The following is a 20,713-nucleotide window of genomic DNA, read 5'->3' on the forward strand; positions in this document are numbered from 1 at the left end:
TTCGGTCGCCTCAAGGACTGGCGCCGCGTCGCAACCCGATACGATCGCTGCCCTACCGCCTTCTTTTCCGCCATCACCCTCGCTGCCACCGTCATCTTCTGGCTGTGATCAACGAGTCCTGACCCTAGCAAATTGTAACTTACAACTAGGTAAAGCGATAAATATTGTAGTAATCTTTTGCACTCGAGTTTATAAGATGAGCCATGGCATATCATAACTATGCTTCGGACTCGCTTGTGCAAAAGCTGAGTGCCGGAGGCGCTAAGCTTTCCGGCGCTCAATATATCTATAATGAGAATGAAGCGGTCCAGAAATTTGAAGGAATAGTTTCTCAAGTAAATGAGATAATTAACGGACTTTTTACATTCGCAGAAATTCGCGGTAATGTAAAATTTGCTGTTGCTGGCAAAAACTACTCGCCTTTTCAGGTTTCTTGCCTTGGTAATGATGATTTTGTTATTCTTATTGATCACGACGCATTTTGCTATCTTGCGAATTTATGCGCGCGAGTTCAAACGCTTGAGCCTCTGGCAAAATTCGTAAACGCTGAACAGAAAGTAATTAATCGCGATTATAAGGGGAAGTATCTTCTTGATATTGCGAAAGATATTGCTTTTTATCCTGAAAATATCTCAGAAGTGATATCGGGATATGTTCATATGACCATATTCCAAGCCGCACTTATGCATATCATAGCACATGAGTATGCTCATATCTTGCATGGCCATTTTGATTTTTTAAACTCTACGGAATTTCTAAAATTTGCAGAGAATGATGAAGACAAGGCGCTGACGAGGCGAGCGTTGGAGATGGACGCTGACAGTTCGGCTGCTTCTGCTGTCTTCGACATGTTCGAATCTTTTATACATGGTAGGATAATTAGAGGTGATTGGATTGACGGTGTCGACGATAAATTGATTAGATCGCATTATCTGACCGGATCATTTCTTTCTGTGATATATCTGGAATGTTTATCGTCAAATCTAAATCCCAAATATCATCCAATTGGATTTGCGAGATTTCTTACGATTTCAGACGTTTTGCCGTTCATATCAGTGGGATGTCCTTTGAGCACGTCAAATTAATTGAGGGTGCTCGTAGTCATATCGCGGAATCTTTTGCAATCTTAAGTGGGGGGCTGGAACATCTCTGGCATCCTATGGCGGCAGATACTATCATTTATGAGGATGGGAAAACGCCTGTTGCCCTTTATACGGGCATGGGCATTGCGGAGGGGTATTCGCACATTGATCCCTTGCTTCGGCGCTGGTCACGCATAAGACCCGAACTTGCAATCTTTCAACGTGGCGGAACGCTGGCTCCGGCTCAGGCTGAACCGATTTAGCAACATGCAAAATGTGATCGGAAATACTGCCGGGAAGGATTCGGTGTTTCTATGTCGACGAACATTTAGACGGGTGTAAAGCGGGACACTCGCTGGGAGCCCCGAATAGAAAACGGCCCGTTCTTCCCATCGGAAGAACGAGCCGTTTCTCTCAAGCCGTAAGGCAGATCAGCGAGCGCTGGTCTCGACGCCCGCGCCCAGTGCGCCACGGGCTTCGTCGGTCGTGAAGGCGACCTGGGTGTTGCCGGTCGTGCCGGTCACGCGGTGGCCCTTCACGACGAAGCGGAACGGCTCGGCGCCGGGATAGCGGCGGCCTTCGATGACGGCATGGCCGTTCTCGGTCGAACGGGTGTAGACATAGGTGCTGCCCTCATGGACGAAGCGCTGTTCGCCTTCGGAGGCGATTGCGCCAACGGCGGGGACGGCGGCAACGGCAGCGGCCAGGATCAGGATGGTCTTGCGCATGATCGAAACTCTCTCGCTATAGGGCGTGGAGCCGGATCAGGTCCTCTCGCGCGTTTTCGCGCTTAACTTTCGTATACCGAATTATTGCATCGCAGCATGAGCCGCAACTGCAAAGGGTTTCAGGGCAATTGCATTCGGCGCAATCGCTGCGTGCGGCGGCCAAGGCATGATTTGAAGCGAGGCTCCGATTTCGCTAGAGCGCAACGCTTTGCTACCCCGATCGGACGATGTGATGACCCTCTACACCCGCTTTGCCGCGCATATTGATGCGGCGCTGGACACGCTGGTCGCCGCCGGCACGCTGCCCGGCGGGCTGGATCGCCGCAATGTGACGGTCGAGCCGCCGCGCGATGCGTCGCATGGCGATCTCGCCACCAACGCGGCGATGGTGCTGGCCAAGCCCGCCGGCACGAACCCGCGCGCACTGGCCGAGGCGATCGCCGCCGAACTGGGCAAGCTGGACGAAGTGGACAGCGTGTCGGTCGCGGGGCCAGGCTTCCTCAACATGCGGCTGACCGATGCGGCATGGCGCGACGAGCTGGCCGCGATCCCGCAGGCTGCGGGCGATTATGGCCGCTCGACGCGCGGGAATGGCGTGACGGTCAATATCGAATATGTCTCGGCCAATCCGACGGGCCCGATGCATATGGGCCATTGCCGCGGTGCGGTGGTGGGCGATGCGCTTGCCACGTTGCTGGAGTTTGCCGGTCACAAGGTGATCCGCGAATATTATGTCAACGATGCGGGCGGCCAGGTCGACGTGCTCGCCCGCTCGGCGCATCTCCGCTACCGCGAGGCGCTGGGTGAGACGATCGAAATTCCCGAAGGCCTGTATCCGGGCGAGTATCTGAAGCCGGTGGGCGCGGCGCTGGCCGCCGAGTTCGGCGACCGTTACGTGTCGGCGCCTGAGAGCGAATGGCTGATCCTGTTCCGCACCCGCGCGGTGGCGGCGATGATGGCGATGATCCGCGAGGATCTGGCGCTGCTGGGCATCCATCACGACCTGTTTTCCTCCGAGGCCGAGTTGCAGGCGGCGGGCAAGCCCGAAGCCGCCGAGGCGGAGTTGCGCTCGCGCGGTCTGGTCTATGACGGCGTGCTGGAGGCCCCCAAGGGCGAGACGCCCGAGGATTGGGAGCCGGTCGAGTTGCCGCTGTTCCGCTCCAGCCAGTTCGGCGACGATCAGGATCGCCCGATCAAGAAGTCGAACGGCGCCTGGACCTATTTCGGTGCCGACCTGGCCTATCACTATCAGAAGGCGCAGACCGCCGATCAGCTGATTGACATCTGGGGCGCCGACCATGCGGGCACCGTCAAGCGGATCGTCGCGGCCGTCGAGGCGCTGACCGGCGGCAAGACCAAGTTCGACGTCAAGTTGGTCCAGATGGTCCGCCTGCTGCGTGGCGGCGAGCCGGTGAAGATGTCCAAGCGCGCGGGCAATTTCGTGACGCTGGCCGATGTCGTGCGCGAAGTCGGCAAGGATGTGGTGCGCTTCACCATGCTGACCCGCCGCGCCGACGCGCAGATGGACTTCGACTTCGCCAAGGTGGTCGAGGCGTCGAAGGACAATCCCGTCTTCTACGTGCAATACGCCCATGCCCGCATCGCCTCGCTCAAGCGCCGCGCGGCCGAGGCGGGGATCAGCCTTGAGAATGGCGGTGCCGCCGATCTGTCGCTGCTCGATGCGGAAGATCTGGGTCTGGTGAAGCTGGCGGCGCAATTCCCGCGCATCGTCGAGACGGCGGCGGCGGCGCGCGAACCGCACCGAATCGCCTTTTACCTTTACGACTTGGCCGCTGCCTTCCACGCGGCGTGGAATGTCGGCAACGATCGCCCCGATCGCCGCTTCCTGATCGCGGAGAATCCCGACGTCACGCGTGCGCGTCTTTTCCTCAGCGATGGGATCGGGCAAATCATTCGTAACGGTTTGGCGCTCATGGGTGTCGAAGCGGTTTCGGAGATGAAGTGATGGCGAACGAGATGGACCTGCGCGGCTATGACCAGGACGAGGATCGTCTTCCCTGGCTGGAAACGGTCGAGCCGGACGAGCCGGAGGGGGTTGCCATCGGCAAGGTCGTGGCGCTGGTCATATTGGGCCTGGCGTTTCTCGCCGCCATCGGCTTCGGCCTGTACAAGTGGCAGGCCAATCGCGCGGCGGCGGATGGCGGTGGCGCGCTGATCACGGCGCCCGAAGGCGATTACAAGGTCCGTCCGTCCGATCCGGGCGGTCTGAAGGTCAAGGGCGAGGGCAATACGGCCATCGCCACCAGCGCGGGCAAGCCCGGTGGCAATGGCGCGATCGATCTGCGCGCGGTGCCCGAAGCGCCGATGAACGGCACGCGCGTCGTCCAGAAGCCTGCCGAGCCCAATGGCGGCCGCAACGCGGTGGCGCAGGTACCCGAATCGGGCGGCAAGCTGGTCGCTCCCGCGCCCGTCACAGCCGCCCGTGCCCCCGCCGCCACTCCGACCGGCAGCGGCGCGATGGTGCAGCTTGGCGCCTATCCCAGCGAGTCCTCGGCCAATGCGGCCTGGGATCGCTTCTCCAAGCGCTTTTCCTATGTCGCGGCGCTGGGCAAGGTGGTTCAGCCGGTCGCGTCGAACGGCAAGACCCTGTACCGCCTGCGCGTGAACGCCGGGTCGGCCAACCAGGCCGCCGACATTTGCGGTCGCCTGCGCGTGGCGGGCGAAAGCTGCTTCGTCGCGAGCTGATCGATCACGCCCCCCGGTCCGCATCGGCGGGCGGGGGGCCGGAGTGTGCATCCATGATCCCCGTCATTTTCGGCCTGTCGGGCCCCGTGCTCACCCCCGACGAGCGCGCCTTTTTCGCGTCGGTCGAACCGGCGGGCTATATCCTGTTCAAGCGCAACATCGTCGATCGCGTGCAGTTGCGGGCGCTGACCGACGCATTGCGCGCGCTGGCGGGGCGCGACGATCTGGCGATCCTGATTGATCAGGAAGGGGGCCCCGTCGCCCGCATGAAGCCGCCCCACTGGCCCGCTTTTCCCGCCGGTCCGGTCTTCGCCAGACTGTACGAGGCCGCACCCATGTCGGCGATCCAGGCGATGCGCGCCAATGGACAGGCACTGGGCCTGATGCTGCGCGAGGTGGGTATCACCGTCGATTGCGCGCCGCTGCTCGATGTCGCGCAGGCCGATACGACCGAGGCAATCGCCTGTCGGACCTATGGGGCCGAGCCGATGCAGGTCGCCGCGCTGGGTCGCGCGATGCTGGAGGGGCTGGCGGCGGCGGGTGTGGTCGGGGTGGTCAAGCACATGCCCGGCCATGGACGCGCGCTGGTCGATTCGCACCATCTCCTCCCCACCGTCACCGCGAGCGAGGCAGAGTTGGAGGTCGATCTCGAACCCTTCCGTACGCTGGCCAGCGCACCGATGGGCATGACCAGCCATATCGTGTTCGAGGCCTGGGATGCCGATCGTCCCGCGACCCTGTCGCCGGTGGTGATCGATCGCGTCATCCGGGGGCGGATCGGCTTTGACGGCCTGCTGATGAGCGACGACATCGACATGAAGGCGCTGAGCGGCACGGCGGGCGAAAAGGCGGCGGGAGCGCTGGCGGCCGGGTGCGATGTGGTTCTCGATTGCTGGGCGCGGATGGACGAGATGGTCGAGATTGCGGGCCGCGTCCCGGCGATCGGCGACGCGGCCCGCATGCGCCTGGACCGCGCCATGGCGAGCGTCGGCGCGGGCGAGGGGGATTTTGCCGAATTGATCGCCCGTCGCGACGCCCTGCTGGCGCTGGCGGGGTAAGCCGCCGATCCTTCCGCCGACGCGGGGGGCGGCGCTCCATCGTCATCGCCTCGCGATGCCACCTTCCAGCGGCGACAGAGGGGATTTTGTCGGTCGCCCCCATCTCGCGTTCCACCCATATCGCCGCTAGGGTCCCGCATCATGACGGGGGAACAGCTGACGCTCGATCTGGAGGGGTGGGAAGGGCCGCTGGACCTGCTGCTGTCGCTGGCCCGCTCGCAAAAGGTCGATCTGCGACAGATTTCGATCCTCGCTCTGGTCGAACAATATTTGCGCTTCGTCGATCGGGCGGGGCGGATGCAGTTGGAACTGGCCGCCGATTATCTCGTAATGGCGGCGTGGCTGGCCTATCTCAAATCCTCGCTGCTGCTTCCGCGCCAGCCGGAGGAAGAGCCTGATCCGGAAGACATGGCGCTGCGCCTGCAACTCCGCCTCGAACGGCTGGCGGCGATGCGCGAAGCGGGGGCGCGGCTGATGGCGCGGGACCGGCTGGGCCGCGACGTCTTCCCGCGCGGCGCGCCCGAGGGGCTGGCGGTACAGCGCAAGGCGATGTGGCAGGCGGAGCTTTATGATCTGATTGCCGCCTATGGCCGGATCAATGCCCGGACGCGCCCGGTGATGCATGTCGTGGCGGATCGGCAGGTCATGACGCTGGAGGCCGCGCTGGAACGGGTCTCGATGCTGGTCGGCAGCCGGGTGGAGTGGTCCGCGATCGAAACCTTCCTGCCCGATGGCAGCGAGAGGTTGAGGCGATCCGCGCTCGCCTCCAGCTTCCTCGCGGTGCTCGAACTCGCACGACAGGGCAAAGTCGAGTTGCGCCAGGCCGCACCCTTTGCCCCGCTGATGATCCGGCAACCGGCATGAGCGGGATCGACCCGACCGTTCGGGCGGTGGAGGCGGTGCTGTTCGCCTCGCCCGAGCCGATGGGGATCGATTCGATCCGCGCGCATGTCGGCGTCGGCCAGCGCGGCGGCGACATACGATCGGCACTCGAGACGCTGGAAGCGCAATATCGCGGGCGCGGCATCGTGCTGGTCCGGCGGGCTGATCGCTGGCATTTCCAGACCGCGCCCGATCTGGCGCATCTGCTTCGGCGCGACCGGGAGGAGACGCGTCGCCTGTCGCGCGCCGCGATCGAGACGCTGGCGATCATCGCCTATCACGAACCGGTCAGCCGCGCGGAGATCGAGGCCATTCGCGGTGTCGCCATTTCCAAGGGGACGTTGGACGTTCTGATGGAGGCGGGCTGGGTCCGTCCGGCGGGTCGACGCGAGGTGCCGGGGCGGCCGCTCATCTATGCGACGACGCCCGCCTTCCTTCAGCATTTCGGGCTGACCAGTCGGCGCGACCTGCCGGGGATCGAGGATTTGCGGGCTGCGGGCCTGCTCGATCCTGTCGATCTGGCGCTGGAGCGAATGGGCGACGACGACCTGCCCGACAACCCGGCGGAGTCGCAAGGCGAAGCCCGGAAGGCCGATTGATCGCTTTCCTTTGCGTCATGGCCGCGTCACAATGCCTTGCCACGGCTTTGGCATGTCCGCTGACGGCCGTTCGCATCGCTCAACCATTGCCGCTGGCGATGCCAAGGCCTAGATAGACTATAGATTCCTAGGAGACGCGCCATGGGCAGCTTCAGCCCGATTCACCTTCTCGTCCTCGCGGTCGTCGCGATCCTTCTGCTCGGCGGTGGCCGGTTCTCCAACCTGATGGGCGATGTCGCCAAGGGTGTGAAGAATTTCAAGAAGGGCATGGCCGAGGAAGACGAGACGCACGCCAAGCCGTCCGCCCGCATCGAGGCGCAGAAGTCGGCTGAGCCCGCCTTCGACCGCGATGGCGAGCGCGTGCGCGACGATCGCTGATCCGGTTCGCCTTCTAACACCGGATCTCCATGTTCAACATCGACTCGAGTGAGTTCCTGCTGGTCGCCATCGTGGCGCTGGTCGTGATCGGTCCCAAGGATTTGCCCAAGGCGATGCGGGTCGTCGGCTATTGGGTGGGCAAGGCGCGTGGCGTCTCGCGGCAGTTCCGGCAGGGCTTCGACAATATGGTGCGCGAGGCCGAGCTGGAAGAAATGGAAAAGCGCTGGGCGGCGGAAAATGAGCGCATCATGCGTGAACATGCCGCCGACGCGCCGCCCACTTCCCCGCTCGTCGACACGCCTTCCGCTTCCGAGGCCACCGTCCAGGACGGGGCAAGGACGGAGCATGGGGACCATAGCGACCAACCGGTCATGGTCGAAAAGCCCGTGGTCGCCGCTGCGCCGGTCGAGACCGCACCTCATGCCCCGCGTCCCAATGAGGGGGCGGCGTCGTGAGCGACGATCATGACGAGATCGACGCCAGCCGCGCGCCCTTGCTCGACCATCTGATCGAGCTGCGCCGGCGCCTGCTCTATTGCATCGTCGCGATCGCCCTGGGCTTCGGCGTATCGATGTATTTCTCGGAGTCCATCTTCGGCTTCCTTGCCAAGCCGCTGCTCGCGGCGGGGCAGGGCAAGCTGGTCTATACCGAGATTTTCGAGGCCTTTTTCGTTCAGGTGAAGGTGGCGTTCTTCGCCTCGGTGATGATCGCCTTCCCAGTCATCGCCAACCAACTGTGGCAATTCGTCGCGCCGGGGCTGTATCGCAAGGAAAAGCGGGCCCTGCTGCCCTTCCTGCTGGCGACGCCGGTGCTGTTCCTGATGGGCGCGGCGATGGCCTATTATATTGCCATTCCGATGGCGCTGCACTTCCTGCTGGGCTTTGACGGCGTGGTCGGCGGCGTGCGGCGCGAGGCGCTGCCCGCCATCGGCAACTATCTGTCGTTCATCATGCAGTTCCTCTTCGCCTTCGGTCTGGCGTTCCTGCTGCCGGTGCTGCTGATGCTGCTGGAGCGGGCGGGGATCGTCACGCGCAAGCAGCTGATCGGCGCGCGGCGTTACGCGATCGTGGCGGCGACGGCGATCGCGGCCGTGTTGACGCCGCCGGACCTGATGTCGCAGGTGCTGCTCGCGGTGCCGCTGATCATCCTGTACGAGCTGGCGATCATCGGCATCTGGTTTACCGAGCGCTCGCGGGCAAAGCAGCTGCCGGACGAGGAAGCCGACGCGACGGCTTGATCGCCTCGGTTTTTTTTGAAAAGGGGCTCGACAAACGTCGGGGCCCTTTTTCTTTGTGATGAGAGCGGGGCTTGGCCTTCGACGTCGCTCGGGCTGAACGACTTTTGGGGGCATGAGCGCTCCGCGTCGCGCTGTTCCGCCTGAGCGACGTCGAAAGACATGGGAAGAGCCCTCGAACATCGCCCACCCCCGAAGGCTCCCGAAAAAGGAAAAGGGCCCCGACGCTGTCCGTCGAGACCCTTTGCCGTTCAGCCGGGTGAGTGGCTTATTTGGCGTCGTCCGCCGTCTTGGCGACGGTGTTGCCCGCCGAGCTGACGTCGCGGCCCACGCCCTCTACGGTGTTGCAGGCGCTGACCAACAACGCACCGGCGACGATCGCCAGACCCATGAGCTTACGCATTCTCTGTCTCCTCTACGAAATCCGTCTCGGCCCAATGCCTCAACACGGCATTCGTTCCGGTGCTGTCACGGACGACGGAGGCTGTCGCTTAAAAAAGATTAAGGCCTGGAAGCGTCACCGGGGGGGGAGGGTGGACGCTTCCAGGCCTATGGCTTGGACAGCGAGAGCGGGGGGGCATAAGTTCGCTATCCGAAGAGCAGAACCCATCGCCGGGCGGTCGGTTCCCGGCATTTTCCCGCAATCGCGAATCTTTTTCGAAAAAATTCAGTCGCGCCCGACGATCGGTACGGCAATCTCATAAGCGCCGGTCAACGGATCGTGATGCAGCGGTGCGCGAAGCTGCCGAGCCAACCCTTCCATCACCCGGCCATAGCGCTTGCCGATCAGGTGACGAAGCTCGTCGGTTTCCACCAGCGCGCGCGAGACGACCCGGACGACCGCGCGCCCTTCCTGCTCGGCCGGCTTGATCGCGACGCGGATCTGGGCCGCAGGGTCGCAGTTCATCGCCAGTTCGATCGTCTCGGTCACCAGAAAGGCGACCGCGACCGCCACGTCCTGATTGACCAGCAAGGGCGCGACGTCGAGCGAGATGCCGATCCCGGCGGCATTCTCCGGCGCGGTGGCGCGAATATTGGCCGCCAGCTCGCCTATCATGGTCCGCAGGTTCAACCCGCGATTTTCCTCCAGTTCGGCAAAGTGATGGCGATGTACCACGGCCAGCGCGTCGACTCGCCGCTGGATCGAGGAATAGGCGGCCATCGCCTCCGGCCCGGTCGCGCCGCGCGCATGGAAGTTGATCAGGCTGGAGATGACCTGAAGGTTGTTCTTGACGCGGTGATGGACCTCGCGTGTCAGCTTGGTCTGGCGGACCAGCCCTTCGGCCAGCCCTGCCTCATGGGTGGCCACGGTCCGGGTGATCGCCTCGAAGGTATCGGCCAGATCGCGGATTTCCTGCGCCGGTGCGGCCTCGACCCGGCTGATGTCGAGAACCTCGCCGGGTTGATAGGCGGCGACGATCCCCCGCAACTGGCGCAACGGGCGGATCAGCAGACGGTCGACGACGAACCACCCGATCAATACTGCCGCCAGCCACATCAGCAGCGGAAGGGCGAGGGCGACGATCAGCGAGGAGGTGATGGGCGCACTGGGGGCCGATGTGCGCAGGACGAGACCGGCAATGCCCAACTCGGTGCGTATCGACTTCACCCGTTCCAGCGGCCCGCGCTTCTCGCCCTGTTCCAGCAGCAGCGATTCGCCGTCCAGCTCCAGGGCGGAGACGATCGGGTCGCTGTGATTATTCTGTTCGATCAGCGACTGAAGGAACGGCAATGGGAAGAAGGCACGCGCCTGGGCCCGGCCACCCTGATGCGCGACCGACAGGACCAATCCGTTGCCGGGCAAAATGTCGGCGCCGATCGGGGAGCCGTCGACAGGCATCGGCACGGCGGAGGGCAGGGGCACGCCGCACAGCGTCCGTCCCGAGCGATCGGTGATCAGGAATCGCGCGCCGGTCAGCGATTGCTGGGCGAAGACGCCCTGCGCCCGCGCACAACTGGGCATGTCGAGCGGGTCCTGGCCCATGGCGCGCACCGCGACGCGCAGCGCGGTCATGTCGCCCATCAATTCGGCAGCGATGGCGCGCGCATCCTCATTAGCGGCGATCCGCAACCGGCCGCTGGCCTCGCTATCGGCAAGTCTTGTCGTCTGGAGCGTGGCGAAGACCGCGATGGCGGCCAGGATCAGCAGGGTGCCGCCGAGCACGAGCACCAGCTTGGCACCCGTCGTCAGGCGGGGCGGGGCGGGGCGGAGGCGTTCGACAGCCTCGGTCTCTTGGGGAGGGGCACTGGCCATGCGGCCGGACGTCAATCCAGCTTGCTGAGAAGGTCAAGCATCTCGTCAGGAATCTTTTCGTTGACGGTCTTTTGATACGCCTGGCGAAGTGCCGAGCCCGCATCCTTCTCGCCACCCTTTTGGGGTGCGGATGACGGCGTCTGCTTCGTCTTGTTGCCCAAACTCAAAATATCCCCCTGAAACGACCCACCAAGCGGGGCAACCGACATGTCGACGCAGTATGGCGCCGCCGGTCGGCGTTACGCCAAGAGCCATAGTTGATGTGGCGATGAAACCAAATTCGATCTTGTTGGTTCCCGATGCGATACGAAAAAACCGACGGCCGGTTCGATCCGGCTCGGCCATAGGGGATTTCGGGAAACGGCATTGAAAACCGGCGCGGGGGCCAGCACATGAGTCACCGCGAATACCTCAGGGAGTGATTATTACCCATGTCGCTTGGACAGCAGCTTGCGCCCCATCTTCCCTTTCTGCGGCGCTATGGCCGGGCCCTGACGGGCAGCCAGATGCACGGCGACAAATATGTTCGCGCCACGCTGGAAGCGATCGTCGCGGCCCCCGACCAGTTTCCGCGCGAAGTCGATCCGCGCCTCGGCCTTTACCGTATGTTCCAGGGCATCTGGTCGTCGGCCAATTATGACGAACTGGACCGAGAAGGCATCGATGCCGAAGGCAATGAGGGCGTCGCCCGCGCGCGTCTGGCCCGGATGACGCCGCTGTCGCGTCAGGCGCTGCTTCTGACCGCGATGGAAGGCTTCACGCCCGAAGACGCGGCCTATCTGATCGATGTCGAGCCGAGCGAGGTCGAGGCGCTGGTGTCCGAGGCGCTGGCCGAGATCGAGAAGCAGACCCGCGCCCGCGTCCTGATCATCGAGGACGAGCCGATCATCGCGATGGATATCGAGACGATCGTGCGCGATCTGGGTCATGAAGTGACCGGCGTCGCCGTGACCCGCGACGAGGCCGTGGCGCTCGCCATGGAAGATCGTCCGGGTCTGGTCCTGGCGGACATCCAGCTCGCCGACGACAGCTCGGGCATCGATGCGGTCAAGGACATTCTGGCCGAGTTCGAGGTGCCGGTGATCTTCATCACCGCCTTCCCCGAGCGCCTGCTGACCGGCGAGCGGCCCGAGCCGACCTTCCTGATCACCAAGCCGTTCCAGCGTTCGACCGTGAAGGCGGCGATCAGCCAGGCTCTGTTCTTCGATCAGACCACCATTCCCGCCGAATAAGGTCTCTAACGGCAACGCGTTTCGGTTACGGACCCAAAACGGTTTACAGGCGTTGAGGTTGACATGGCTGATCCCAATGAACCCATTCATGTCGCCAAAGAGGATGCCCGGGCAGGATCGACGCCGCATGTCACGCGGTACATCCTGCCCATATCGCTGGTCCTCGTGATCGTGATCTTCGCCTTTCTGGTGTTGCGCTGACGCGAGGTCGCCCGATCAGGGCTCTGACACGACTGGCTATTTCTGGGCCGGTACCTTATATTTCGAAGCGGTCGTGTGTTCGGCCGCTTCCGACGATCGGATTTTCATGACGCAGCCACTGACTCGGGACGAAATCGAGGACGACGCACCCGTCGAACACGTCGCGTTGCCCGACTCCGAATTCAAGGCGGAACTGGCTCGCGTGATTCCGCATCTTCGCGCCTTTGGCCGCTCGCTATCGGGCAGCCGCGATCTGGCCGACGATCTGGTGCAGGAAACGCTGCTCAAGGCGTGGGCCGCGCGCAAGCGGTTCCAGGCGGGCACCAATATGCGTGCCTGGACCTTCATCATCCTGCGCAACCTCTATCTGTCGCAGATGCGCCGCGCGCGCTTCAAGGGCGAGTGGGACGATCTGGTCGCCGACCGCATCCTCGCCGCGCCTGCCAGCCAGGATCGCCATGTCGAACTGGGCGATATGCAGCGCGCGTTGATGCACTTGCCTCAGCCGCAGCGCGAGGCGCTGATCCTCGTCGGCGCGGGTGGCTTCGCCTATGAGGAGGCGGCGGAAATCTGCAATGTCGCTGTCGGCACGATCAAGAGCCGCGTCGCGCGGGGCCGCGTCGCGCTGGAGGCGATCCTGACCGAAGGCTCGTTGCCCTCGCGTCGCGAGCATGAAACCGACAGCAGCAAGACCGCGCTCGACAGCATCATGGGCGATGTCGATCAGTTGAGCGGCGGGCGGTAAATTCTGCCGGCCATGGTGTTCCGACCGCCTCGGCCACCGGGTTGGGGCGGTCTTTTTGTGTCCGGCCGTGGCGATGAATGATCCGTCCTTCGGTTGGGAAGGCGCGGCAGGGCGGTTCGCCGCGCTCCGCTCCGATATAGGCCGCAACGTCGTCCTCCACTGGGCGACGCATATCCCAACCGGCGGTGCGATTCTCGATGTCGGCTGTGGGACCGGCCTTCCGGTCGCACGAGCGCTCAGCGATGCCGGGTTTTCCGTTCATGGCGTCGATCCCTCGCCGACGTTGCTCGCAGCCTTCCGTCGCAACGTGCCGGGAGCTTTTGCCGCCGAGGAACCGGCCGAGACCAGCCGGTTCTTCGATCGCAAGTTCGAGGGGATCGCCGCGATCGGCCTTCTGTTCCTTCTACCCGAGGACCGACAAGGCGAAGTGCTGCTGCGGATCGCAAAGGCCATGAAAGCGGGAGGCCATCTGCTGTTCAGCGCACCGGAAATACCCTGCCATTGGGATGATAGCCTGACGGGGCGCCGATCTTGTTCGCTGGGCAAAGCAGAATATAGCCGCATACTGACAAATGCGGGCTGTTCGGTTCTAGGCAGCTATCGCGATGAGGGCGGCAATCATTATTGCCATGCCACCCGATCCGAGGATCAACCGTTCTCCGGCGAATAGGCTTTCGCCACGCCGCACACACGATCCAGCCGTGCGAGCAACCGAACCCAGGGATCGGGCAGCCGCGAAGGCTCCGAAAAGGCGGAGCGCAACGCGAAGCCAATATCGTCCACGCGGCGCGGCGCGGGAACGAAGCGGATGTCGCTGGTCCAAGGCTCTGTACTCGTCATACGATCATAACGATCTATGGCTTGACAGGTTCAAATTATTATGAAGCGATCTTCGTAATGATTTGGAAAGGCTTGGTCCATTCTATGCCGTTGGGATAGACGGTGGGAATGAATATGCCCCCGGTGACCGACCCATTCGCGACCCTGCCCGACGCTGTCGGTCGTGCCCGACGCCATTCGCCATTCCTCGCCATGCTTCTGGATCGGGAACCCGAAATTGCGCGGCTGGCGGAGCAAGGGCGGTTGCCGACAGCCATTCCCGTCGACCCGGATCTTCCGGTCGCCACGGCGCTGCGTCGGGAGCGGCGGGCGCTCGCGCTGACGGTGGCGCTGGGCGATCTGGCGGGGTTGTACGACCTGACACAGGTCACGCACCGGCTGACCGACTTTGCCGACCGAGCGCTGACCCGCGCGATCCGCGCGGCGATCGAGGAGCGGACGCCGGGCGCGGAGCCGGTTGGATTCGCCGCCATCGCGCTTGGCAAGCAGGGCAGTCGGGAACTCAACTATTCCTCCGATATCGATCCGATCCTGATCTTCGACCCCCAGACATTGCCGCGTCGCGCGCGCGAGGAGCCCGAAGAGGCGGCGGTGCGAATCGGCAAGCGGGTCGTCGAACTGCTCCAGGCGCGCGATGGCGATGGCTATGTGCTTCGCGTCGACCTTCGCCTGCGACCTTCGCCGGAGGCGACCCCGATCGCGATCCCGGTCGAGGGCGCGATCGCCTATTATGAAAGCCAAGCGCTGACCTGGGAGCGGGCTGCGTTCATCCGGGCGCGAGCGGCGGCGGGGGACGTGGCGTTGGGCCAGCGCTTTCTCGACGCGATTCGTCCGTTCGTGTGGCGGCGCGCGCTCGACTTCGGGGCGGTGGGAGAGATTCGCGATCTTACCCGGCGCATCCGCGATCACCATGCCCAGGGGCAGGCCATGGGGCCCGGCTATGATCTGAAGCGCGGGCGCGGCGGCATCCGCGAGATCGAGTTTTTCGCGCAAATCCATCAACTGATCCATGGCGGACGCGATCCCGCGCTTCGTGCGCCTGCCACCCGCGATGCGCTGGCCCGCCTGGCCGAGGCGGGGCGGATCGATGCGGGGGAGGCGGCGGCATTGTCCGACGCCTATGTCCTGCTCCGCACGATCGAACATCGCGTGCAGATGATCGACGATCGCCAGACGCATCAACTGCCGCTGGGTGATGGTCTGACCCGTGTGGCGCAGCTTCACGGCTTGGCGGATGGGGATGCGCTGGTCGCGATGCTGGCGCCGGTAACGGCGCAGGTCGGGCGGTTCTACGACGCGCTCGACGCCGATGAGCGACCGCGCTTGCCGCATGATCCGGTGTTGCTCCACGAACGGCTGATTGCGGCGGGGCTTCGCGATACGGAGGCAGCGGCGCGGCGGATCGCGGCGTGGCGTGGCGGCGACTATGCCGCGCTGCGCAGTCCGGCCGCTCGCGAAGCGCTGGACGCCGTGCTGCCGACTCTGGTCGAGGCGCTGGGCGAGGCCCCGGACCCCGACGCGGCGTTGCTGAAGCTCGATTCGCTGTTCGAGCGGATGACGAGCGCGATCAACATCTTCCGCCTGCTGGAGGCGCGGCCCGGACTCGCCAGCCTGACGGTCGCGATCCTCAGCCATGCGGCCCCCCTGTCCGCCGAGCTGGCGCGTCGTCCGGCGTTGCTCGACGGATTGATCGACGCCTCCGCCTTCGATCCGGTGCCGGCGGTCCCGTTGCTTGAACGGGCGATGCGCGGGGGTGAGGCGCGGCAGGACTATCAGGATCGTTTGGACCATGTCCGGCGCGTGGTGGGCGAATTGCGCTTCGCCCTGGGCGCGCAGATCGTGGCGGGCCGCGCCGATCCGCTGGAGGTCGCGGGCGGCTATGCCCGCGTGGCCGAGGCGGCGGTGGGAGTGCTGACCCAGGCGACGGTGGACGAATTCGTCGCCGCGCATGGCCGGGTGCCCGACAGCGAACTCGTCATCCTGGCGCTGGGGCGGATGGGGGGAGCGGCGCTGACCCATGCGTCGGACCTGGATCTGGTCTATCTCTTCACTGGCGAGTTTTCCGCCGAGTCCGACGGGCCCAAGCCATTGGGCGCGACGCTATATTATAACCGGCTGGCGCAGCGGGTGACGGCGGCGTTGTCGGTGCCGACACAGGCGGGGCCGCTCTATCCGGTGGACACGCGGCTCCGGCCATCGGGAACGCAGGGGCCTTTGGTCGTCTCGGTCGCGAGCTTCGCCGGCTATCAGCGTCGGGATGCATGGACCTGGGAGCATATGGCGCTGACCCGCGCCCGGCCCATCTTCGGTTCGGTCGAGGCGCGCCAGGCGGTCGCGGCCGTCATTGCCGATGTGCTGAACGGCAACCGACCCGAGCGGGACGTAGTGGCGGAGGCGGGGGAGATGCGGGCCGAAATGGCGCGGCACAAACCGCCGCAGGGGCCGCTCGACGTCAAGCTGGTGCCGGGCGGACTGGTCGATCTGGAGTTCGCGGTGCACCGCACGCAACTGGCCCATCGGGCCGGGTTCGACCCCGATCTGGGCCGAGCGATCGCGGCGCTGGTGGGGCAGGGGCTGATGCCGCCGGGCATGGCGCGGGCGCATGACGTGCTGACCCGTGCGCTGGTCGCCTTTCGATTGCTGGTGCCCGATGGCCAGGAACCGCCCGAGCCGACCCGCCCGCTGATCGCGCGGGCTATGGGGTTGCCCGATTGGGACGCGGTGGTTGCCACGCTGGAGGCGACGCGGCAGGAGGTCTCGCAAGTCTGGCAAGGAGGATAGGGCGATGGAACAGGGCGATGCGATCCCGGCGGTGACGGTCACGACGGCGGCGGGTGAGCCATTGGCATTGAGAGAATTGGCCGGGCCGCTGGTCGTCTATTTCTATCCCAAGGACGACACTAGCGGCTGCACCCGCGAGGCGCAGGACTTCACCGCACTCGCCCCCGCTTTTGCGGATGCGGGCGTGCGGGTGATCGGCATGTCTAAGGACAGTCCCGCTAAGCACCGCAGATTCGCCGAGAAGCATGCGTTGACCGTCGAACTGGCAAGCGACGAGGACGGTGCGGCGTGCGAGGCGTTCGGCGTGTGGGGCGAGAAAATGCTCTACGGCAAGACCTATATGGGGATCGAGCGCGCGACCTTCCTGTTCGGCCGCGATGGGCGACTGGTGCAAAGCTGGCGCAAGGTGAAGGTACCCGGTCATGCCGAGGCGGTGCTGGAGGCGGCGCGCGCGCTTTCATGACGGGATCGATCGCCACGGCCTGCGCGGCGGTGCTGCGCGAGAGCGATCCGCTCGCCAAGGTCCGGCTGGCGCGTGCGACCGCGCGGGCCTGGCGGCGGGGGGCGCTGGCCCATCGGTTCGACGCCGCCATGCCCGATTCGCCGGGGCGCCCCGATCGGCCCGAGCTTCTGCCCCCCAACCGCATGCCAAAGCGGGGGCGAGGGGGATCGGAAAAGGGACGGATCGCGCTGCTCCATGCGCTGGCGCATATCGAATTTTCGGCGATCGACCTGGCCTTTGACGCCGCGGGGCGGTTCGGCGAACAGTTTCCGCGTAGCTTCGTCGACGACTGGATTTCGGTGGGCGCGGATGAGGCGATGCACTTCGCGGTTCTCCACCGACGCCTGCGGACCCTGGGGTCGGGCTATGGCGAACTGCCCGCCCATGCCGGCTTGTGGGAGGCTGCCGAGGAGACCGCGCACGATGCGATGGCGCGGCTGGCCATCGTGCCGATGGTGCTGGAGGCGCGCGGGCTGGACGTGACGCCGGAGACGGTGGCCCGCTTTCGCGGCGGTGGCGACGAGGCCTCGGCGCGTATCCTGCACCGCATCTATACCGACGAGATTCGCCATGTCGGTTTCGGCGCGAAATGGTTCGGCTATCTGGCCGCCGGGCATGATATCGAACCCGCCGCGCATTGGCAGATGCTGGTCCGCCGCCATTTCCGCGGGGCGGTTAAGCCACCGTTCAACGTTTCGGCGCGCGAGTCAGCCGGTTTGACGCGCGATTTCTACGAACCCCTTGCGGACATGGAACCCGGACAGGCACAAGCTGAGCGTCTGTAACGCGGTGGGGCTGCGAAACAGGATTGGATGGGACAAAGCCGGCAAACCCGACTGCGGGGGCGCTCGGCGTAAGCATGTCGGGGTTCGATGAAGCAGCTTCAGTTCTCGGGGAAATCGATTGCCTCGTGCGCCCGATCCGTCCTTGCCACCGCCGCCGTCATCGCGCTGACCGGCAACGCCGCGCTCGCGGCTTCCTCGGCCCCCATAGGCCCCAAGGCACCGCACCATGCCCCGACCGCTGTCGGCGGTGAGTTCATTCCGGCCAATAGCAGCGAGGCTTCGGCCGACCTTCGCACCGACCAGCAGTTCCGCACCCTGTTCCAGACCTGGAAGAAGATGGACACGCTGCAAAAGGGCGTGATTGCGATCCCATCGGTCCATCCGGTCGAGAAGCTTCAGTTCACCAGCAATTTCGGCATCCGTTCGGACCCGTTCCGGGGCACCGCCGCGATGCATGCCGGGGTCGATATTCCCGGCCCGGTCGGCACCCCCATCTATGCCACCGCCGACGGCATCGTCGATCATGCGGGCTGGCAGGGCGGCTATGGCAATCTGGTCGAGGTCAATCATGGCAAGGGCATTGCGACCCGCTATGGCCATCTCTCCAAAATCCTGGTTGCCGACGGCACGCGGGTGAAGCGCGGCCAATTGATCGCGCTGATGGGCTCGACCGGGCGTTCGACCGGCCCGCACCTCCATTATGAAGTCCGTATGGACGGCCATGCGGTCAATCCGGTCCCCTTCCTGACCACTGGCGACTATCTCACCGCGTCGCAGGATCATGCGATCCACCAAATTCCCGTTTCCACCGATGGCCCCGCCGCGCAGGACTGACGGATAATTCTCTCCCGAAAGGGGGCAGCGAAGCTTGAATAAGGGGTGTCGATGCTCGCGAGGGGAAACTCGCGGGCGTTGACACCCCTTATCCGTTCAGCGAGGTGCGACTTCCGTCTGGCAAGGGGAGGAATAGTGCGACCGGGATTGCCCCTCTCGCCACCCGCGCCTATCTGAACCCTATGGCCACCAGCATTTCCGAAATCGCGCTGACCCCGGCCGCCGCGGCGCGCGTCGCGACGATCGCCGAGCGGCAGAACAAGCCCGCCATTCTTCGCCTGTCGGTCGAGGGCGGCGGTTGCTCCGGCTTCCAGTATAAATTCGGCCTGGCCGATGCCCCCGCCGATGACGATGCGATCGCCCGGACCGATGGCGTCACGCTGGTCGTCGACAGCATCAGTCTGGACCTCGTGCGGGGCGCACAGGTCGATTATGTCGAATCGCTCGGCGGCGCGGCGTTTCAGGTGAAGAACCCCAACGCGGCTTCGGGTTGCGGCTGCGGCACCAGCTTCTCGGTCTGACGTGAAGATCACCACCTATAACGTCAACGGGATCAAGGCCCGTCTGCCTCGCTTGCTGGAATATCTGGCAGAGGCGGACGCCGATATCGTCTGTCTTCAGGAGTTGAAGGCCAGCGACGAGACCTTTCCCGCCGCCGAGATCGAGGCGGCAGGCTATGGCGCTGTCTGGCACGGGCAGAAGAGCTGGAACGGCGTCGCCGTTCTGGCGCGCGGCACCCAGCCGGTGGAGCGGCAGCGCGGTCTGGCGGGCGAGGATGAGGACGAGCATAGCCGTTACCTCGAATGCGAGGTGAACGGGCTGGTCGTCGCCTCGCTCTATCTGCCCAACGGCAACCCGCAGCCGGGGCCGAAATTCGATTACAAGCTGCGCTGGATGGAGCGGCTGGCCACGCGCGCACGCGAATTGCTGGCGGAGGAAGTGCCCGCCGTGCTCGCGGGCGACTATAATGTCATTCCCAATGACGACGATACTTTCTCGGTCCCCGCCATGGCCAGCGATGCGCTGATGCAGCCGGAAAGCCGGGCCGCCTATCGCCGCTTGCTGGCGCAAGGATGGACGGACTCGTTGCGAACGCGCGCGCCCAAGGGCGGTGTGTGGACCTTCTGGGACTATCAGGCCGGATCGTGGCAGCGCGATGCCGGGTTCCGGATCGACCATCTGCTGCTCAGTCCGCAGGCCGCCGACAGGCTGGTCGATGCCGGTGTCGACAAAAGCTATCGCGGCCGGGAAAAGGCCAGCGACCATGCCCCGACCTGGGTGAGATTGCGGGACCAATAGTTCTTCCCTTGCAAGGGGAGGTGGCAGGCCGGAGGGGTGCCACGGCCGGTGGCGTGATCCATCGCAGGCGGTTACATCCCTCCACCACCGCTTCGCGGTAGTTCCCCTTCCCTTGCAGGGAAGGAATTTCCCAAATCCGAGAACGCCGATGCGCTGTGCTGCCGCCCTGATCCTTGTCACCCTAACCCTCACCGGCTGCGGACAACGCAGCCCCGACGCGCGTCTCGCCGATGCCGACGCGCAGGATCGGGCACGCCAGGAAAAACAGGCGAGGGAAATGGTCGAGCAGACCGAGGATCAGGTGCGGGTCAAGATGCTGGAACAGCGCGTCGCGACATTGGAGGCGCAGGTCGCAGCAATGCAGGGCGATCGCAAGCTGCTGGATGCGCAACTGGTCGAGCAGCGGCTCAACCAGATCGAGGCGGGGCGGGTGAGCGCTGTGGATGCGCCGGCTCCGGCACCCTCGGCGACGGCGACGCCGTCCGCGACGCGCGGCCGGGCGAAAATGCCGGCTCCGGCCGCTACGCCCGCCGCGCGCAAGCCGCTGGTTCTGGACCTGCGATAACGGCGCGG

General features: G+C 64.5%; 25 protein-coding genes and 1 pseudogene. 21 read left to right on the forward strand and 5 right to left on the reverse strand.

The window, feature by feature from the left end:
• Window positions 1–108: pseudogene (locus NZL82_RS16915) on the forward strand (IS5/IS1182 family transposase); the annotation flags it as partial.
• 95 nt (window positions 109–203) lie between these two features.
• Window positions 204–1,085, forward strand: coding sequence for a hypothetical protein (locus tag NZL82_RS16920; RefSeq protein WP_261270925.1), 882 nt, complete (start codon window positions 204–206; stop codon window positions 1,083–1,085).
• Window positions 1,086–1,513: 428 nt separating this feature from the next.
• Here the strand turns inward: NZL82_RS16920 and NZL82_RS16925 are convergent, their stop codons facing one another.
• Entirely contained in the window at window positions 1,514–1,810 is a 297-nt protein-coding gene (locus NZL82_RS16925) for a hypothetical protein (RefSeq protein ID WP_261270926.1), read from the reverse strand.
• 232 nt (window positions 1,811–2,042) lie between these two features.
• Between NZL82_RS16925 and argS the strand changes: the two genes are divergently transcribed.
• From argS to tatC, 8 genes are all read left to right on the forward strand, one after another.
• On the forward strand, window positions 2,043–3,776 hold the full coding sequence (gene argS, locus NZL82_RS16930) for an arginine--tRNA ligase (RefSeq protein WP_261270927.1): 1,734 nt from the start codon (window positions 2,043–2,045) through the stop codon (window positions 3,774–3,776).
• A complete protein-coding gene (locus NZL82_RS16935) occupies window positions 3,776–4,516 on the forward strand; it encodes an SPOR domain-containing protein (RefSeq protein WP_261270928.1) in 741 nt (246 codons plus the stop codon). Before argS ends, NZL82_RS16935 begins: the two co-directional genes overlap by 1 nt.
• Window positions 4,517–4,569: 53 nt before the next feature.
• The gene (locus tag NZL82_RS16940) at window positions 4,570–5,574 is read left to right on the forward strand and encodes a glycoside hydrolase family 3 N-terminal domain-containing protein (RefSeq protein WP_261270929.1); all 1,005 of its coding nucleotides are present in this window, start codon (window positions 4,570–4,572) and stop codon (window positions 5,572–5,574) included.
• 141 nt (window positions 5,575–5,715) lie between these two features.
• Window positions 5,716–6,438 carry a ScpA family protein gene (locus NZL82_RS16945; RefSeq protein ID WP_261270930.1) on the forward strand — a complete coding sequence of 241 codons (723 nt, stop codon included), beginning with the start codon at window positions 5,716–5,718 and terminating at the stop codon, window positions 6,436–6,438.
• Window positions 6,435–7,055 carry an SMC-Scp complex subunit ScpB gene (scpB, locus tag NZL82_RS16950; RefSeq protein ID WP_261270931.1) on the forward strand — a complete coding sequence of 207 codons (621 nt, stop codon included), beginning with the start codon at window positions 6,435–6,437 and terminating at the stop codon, window positions 7,053–7,055. Before NZL82_RS16945 ends, scpB begins: the two co-directional genes overlap by 4 nt.
• 141 nt (window positions 7,056–7,196) lie before the next feature.
• Window positions 7,197–7,433: a Sec-independent protein translocase subunit TatA gene (locus tag NZL82_RS16955; protein ID WP_261270932.1), complete on the forward strand. Its 237-nt coding sequence runs from the start codon at window positions 7,197–7,199 to the stop codon at window positions 7,431–7,433.
• Window positions 7,434–7,462: 29 nt separating this feature from the next.
• Window positions 7,463–7,888: a Sec-independent protein translocase protein TatB gene (gene tatB, locus NZL82_RS16960; protein WP_261270933.1), complete on the forward strand. Its 426-nt coding sequence runs from the start codon at window positions 7,463–7,465 to the stop codon at window positions 7,886–7,888.
• Window positions 7,885–8,670 carry a twin-arginine translocase subunit TatC gene (gene tatC, locus NZL82_RS16965; protein WP_261270934.1) on the forward strand — a complete coding sequence of 262 codons (786 nt, stop codon included), beginning with the start codon at window positions 7,885–7,887 and terminating at the stop codon, window positions 8,668–8,670. The genes tatB and tatC overlap by 4 nt, the downstream gene beginning before the upstream one ends.
• Before the next feature lie 265 nt (window positions 8,671–8,935).
• On the opposite strand, the gene NZL82_RS16970 is transcribed toward tatC, so the two are convergent.
• The 3 genes from NZL82_RS16970 to NZL82_RS16980 form a co-directional block, all read right to left on the reverse strand.
• Entirely contained in the window at window positions 8,936–9,070 is a 135-nt protein-coding gene (locus tag NZL82_RS16970) for an entericidin A/B family lipoprotein (RefSeq protein WP_007405456.1), read from the reverse strand.
• A 264-nt stretch (window positions 9,071–9,334) separates the two neighbouring features.
• Window positions 9,335–10,921, reverse strand: coding sequence for a sensor histidine kinase (locus NZL82_RS16975; protein ID WP_261270935.1), 1,587 nt, complete (start codon window positions 10,919–10,921; stop codon window positions 9,335–9,337).
• An 11-nt stretch (window positions 10,922–10,932) separates the two neighbouring features.
• Window positions 10,933–11,130: a NepR family anti-sigma factor gene (locus NZL82_RS16980; RefSeq protein ID WP_261270936.1), complete on the reverse strand. Its 198-nt coding sequence runs from the start codon at window positions 11,128–11,130 to the stop codon at window positions 10,933–10,935.
• Between the two features lie 222 nt (window positions 11,131–11,352).
• On the opposite strand from NZL82_RS16980, the gene NZL82_RS16985 reads away from it, so the two are divergent.
• From NZL82_RS16985 to NZL82_RS17000, 4 genes are all read left to right on the forward strand, one after another.
• Window positions 11,353–12,153, forward strand: a complete 801-nt coding sequence (locus NZL82_RS16985) for a response regulator (RefSeq protein WP_261270937.1) — start codon at window positions 11,353–11,355, stop codon at window positions 12,151–12,153.
• A gap of 63 nt (window positions 12,154–12,216) precedes the next feature.
• Complete coding sequence (locus NZL82_RS16990) at window positions 12,217–12,354, forward strand: hypothetical protein (RefSeq protein ID WP_261270938.1); 138 nt, start codon at window positions 12,217–12,219, stop codon at window positions 12,352–12,354.
• A gap of 106 nt (window positions 12,355–12,460) precedes the next feature.
• Complete coding sequence (locus NZL82_RS16995) at window positions 12,461–13,099, forward strand: sigma-70 family RNA polymerase sigma factor (RefSeq protein WP_261270939.1); 639 nt, start codon at window positions 12,461–12,463, stop codon at window positions 13,097–13,099.
• Window positions 13,100–13,172: 73 nt separating this feature from the next.
• A complete protein-coding gene (locus NZL82_RS17000; RefSeq protein ID WP_261270996.1) occupies window positions 13,173–13,769 on the forward strand; it encodes a bifunctional 2-polyprenyl-6-hydroxyphenol methylase/3-demethylubiquinol 3-O-methyltransferase UbiG in 597 nt (198 codons plus the stop codon).
• Here NZL82_RS17000 and NZL82_RS17005 read toward each other — a convergent pair.
• The gene (locus NZL82_RS17005; protein ID WP_261270940.1) at window positions 13,748–13,939 is read right to left on the reverse strand and encodes a hypothetical protein; all 192 of its coding nucleotides are present in this window, start codon (window positions 13,937–13,939) and stop codon (window positions 13,748–13,750) included. The genes NZL82_RS17000 and NZL82_RS17005 overlap by 22 nt on opposite strands.
• A 114-nt stretch (window positions 13,940–14,053) precedes the next feature.
• On the opposite strand from NZL82_RS17005, the gene NZL82_RS17010 reads away from it, so the two are divergent.
• From NZL82_RS17010 to NZL82_RS17040, 7 genes are all read left to right on the forward strand, one after another.
• The gene (locus tag NZL82_RS17010) at window positions 14,054–16,720 is read left to right on the forward strand and encodes a bifunctional [glutamine synthetase] adenylyltransferase/[glutamine synthetase]-adenylyl-L-tyrosine phosphorylase (protein ID WP_261270997.1); all 2,667 of its coding nucleotides are present in this window, start codon (window positions 14,054–14,056) and stop codon (window positions 16,718–16,720) included.
• 4 nt (window positions 16,721–16,724) lie between these two features.
• Entirely contained in the window at window positions 16,725–17,183 is a 459-nt protein-coding gene (locus NZL82_RS17015; protein WP_261270941.1) for a peroxiredoxin, read from the forward strand.
• Window positions 17,180–18,007 (forward strand): ferritin-like domain-containing protein, encoded by an 828-nt coding sequence (locus tag NZL82_RS17020; RefSeq protein ID WP_261270942.1) that lies wholly within the window; start codon window positions 17,180–17,182, stop codon window positions 18,005–18,007. The genes NZL82_RS17015 and NZL82_RS17020 overlap by 4 nt, the downstream gene beginning before the upstream one ends.
• A gap of 87 nt (window positions 18,008–18,094) precedes the next feature.
• Entirely contained in the window at window positions 18,095–18,841 is a 747-nt protein-coding gene (locus NZL82_RS17025) for a M23 family metallopeptidase (RefSeq protein ID WP_261270943.1), read from the forward strand.
• A gap of 182 nt (window positions 18,842–19,023) precedes the next feature.
• Entirely contained in the window at window positions 19,024–19,362 is a 339-nt protein-coding gene (gene erpA, locus NZL82_RS17030) for an iron-sulfur cluster insertion protein ErpA (protein ID WP_261270944.1), read from the forward strand.
• A 1-nt stretch (window position 19,363) separates the two neighbouring features.
• Window positions 19,364–20,140 (forward strand): exodeoxyribonuclease III, encoded by a 777-nt coding sequence (xth, locus tag NZL82_RS17035; protein WP_261270945.1) that lies wholly within the window; start codon window positions 19,364–19,366, stop codon window positions 20,138–20,140.
• 148 nt (window positions 20,141–20,288) lie between these two features.
• Window positions 20,289–20,705, forward strand: coding sequence for a hypothetical protein (locus tag NZL82_RS17040; protein WP_261270946.1), 417 nt, complete (start codon window positions 20,289–20,291; stop codon window positions 20,703–20,705).
• The last annotated feature ends 8 nt before the right edge of the window (window positions 20,706–20,713 follow it).

Source organism: Sphingomonas sp. LC-1 (assembly GCF_025371035.1).
Classification (GTDB): domain Bacteria; phylum Pseudomonadota; class Alphaproteobacteria; order Sphingomonadales; family Sphingomonadaceae; genus Sphingomonas; species Sphingomonas sanguinis_E.

Bases quoted from the DNA above. Each gene is read 5' to 3' on its own strand.
- NZL82_RS16920 (WP_261270925.1), top strand. From the start codon at position 204: ATGGCATATCATAACTATGCTTCGGACTCGCTTGTGCAAAAGCTGAGT.
- NZL82_RS16925 (WP_261270926.1), bottom strand. From the start codon at position 1,810: ATGCGCAAGACCATCCTGATCCTGGCCGCTGCCGTTGCCGCCGTCCCC.
- argS (WP_261270927.1), top strand. From the start codon at position 2,043: ATGACCCTCTACACCCGCTTTGCCGCGCATATTGATGCGGCGCTGGAC.
- NZL82_RS16935 (WP_261270928.1), top strand. From the start codon at position 3,776: ATGGCGAACGAGATGGACCTGCGCGGCTATGACCAGGACGAGGATCGT.
- NZL82_RS16940 (WP_261270929.1), top strand. From the start codon at position 4,570: ATGATCCCCGTCATTTTCGGCCTGTCGGGCCCCGTGCTCACCCCCGAC.
- NZL82_RS16945 (WP_261270930.1), top strand. From the start codon at position 5,716: ATGACGGGGGAACAGCTGACGCTCGATCTGGAGGGGTGGGAAGGGCCG.
- scpB (WP_261270931.1), top strand. From the start codon at position 6,435: ATGAGCGGGATCGACCCGACCGTTCGGGCGGTGGAGGCGGTGCTGTTC.
- NZL82_RS16955 (WP_261270932.1), top strand. From the start codon at position 7,197: ATGGGCAGCTTCAGCCCGATTCACCTTCTCGTCCTCGCGGTCGTCGCG.
- tatB (WP_261270933.1), top strand. From the start codon at position 7,463: ATGTTCAACATCGACTCGAGTGAGTTCCTGCTGGTCGCCATCGTGGCG.
- NZL82_RS16970 (WP_007405456.1), bottom strand. From the start codon at position 9,070: ATGCGTAAGCTCATGGGTCTGGCGATCGTCGCCGGTGCGTTGTTGGTC.
- NZL82_RS16975 (WP_261270935.1), bottom strand. From the start codon at position 10,921: ATGGCCAGTGCCCCTCCCCAAGAGACCGAGGCTGTCGAACGCCTCCGC.
- NZL82_RS16980 (WP_261270936.1), bottom strand. From the start codon at position 11,130: ATGTCGGTTGCCCCGCTTGGTGGGTCGTTTCAGGGGGATATTTTGAGT.
- NZL82_RS16985 (WP_261270937.1), top strand. From the start codon at position 11,353: ATGTCGCTTGGACAGCAGCTTGCGCCCCATCTTCCCTTTCTGCGGCGC.
- NZL82_RS16990 (WP_261270938.1), top strand. From the start codon at position 12,217: ATGGCTGATCCCAATGAACCCATTCATGTCGCCAAAGAGGATGCCCGG.
- NZL82_RS16995 (WP_261270939.1), top strand. From the start codon at position 12,461: ATGACGCAGCCACTGACTCGGGACGAAATCGAGGACGACGCACCCGTC.
- NZL82_RS17000 (WP_261270996.1), top strand. From the start codon at position 13,173: ATGAATGATCCGTCCTTCGGTTGGGAAGGCGCGGCAGGGCGGTTCGCC.
- NZL82_RS17005 (WP_261270940.1), bottom strand. From the start codon at position 13,939: ATGACGAGTACAGAGCCTTGGACCAGCGACATCCGCTTCGTTCCCGCG.
- NZL82_RS17010 (WP_261270997.1), top strand. From the start codon at position 14,054: ATGCCCCCGGTGACCGACCCATTCGCGACCCTGCCCGACGCTGTCGGT.
- NZL82_RS17015 (WP_261270941.1), top strand. From the start codon at position 16,725: ATGGAACAGGGCGATGCGATCCCGGCGGTGACGGTCACGACGGCGGCG.
- NZL82_RS17020 (WP_261270942.1), top strand. From the start codon at position 17,180: ATGACGGGATCGATCGCCACGGCCTGCGCGGCGGTGCTGCGCGAGAGC.
- NZL82_RS17025 (WP_261270943.1), top strand. From the start codon at position 18,095: ATGAAGCAGCTTCAGTTCTCGGGGAAATCGATTGCCTCGTGCGCCCGA.
- erpA (WP_261270944.1), top strand. From the start codon at position 19,024: ATGGCCACCAGCATTTCCGAAATCGCGCTGACCCCGGCCGCCGCGGCG.
- NZL82_RS17040 (WP_261270946.1), top strand. From the start codon at position 20,289: ATGCGCTGTGCTGCCGCCCTGATCCTTGTCACCCTAACCCTCACCGGC.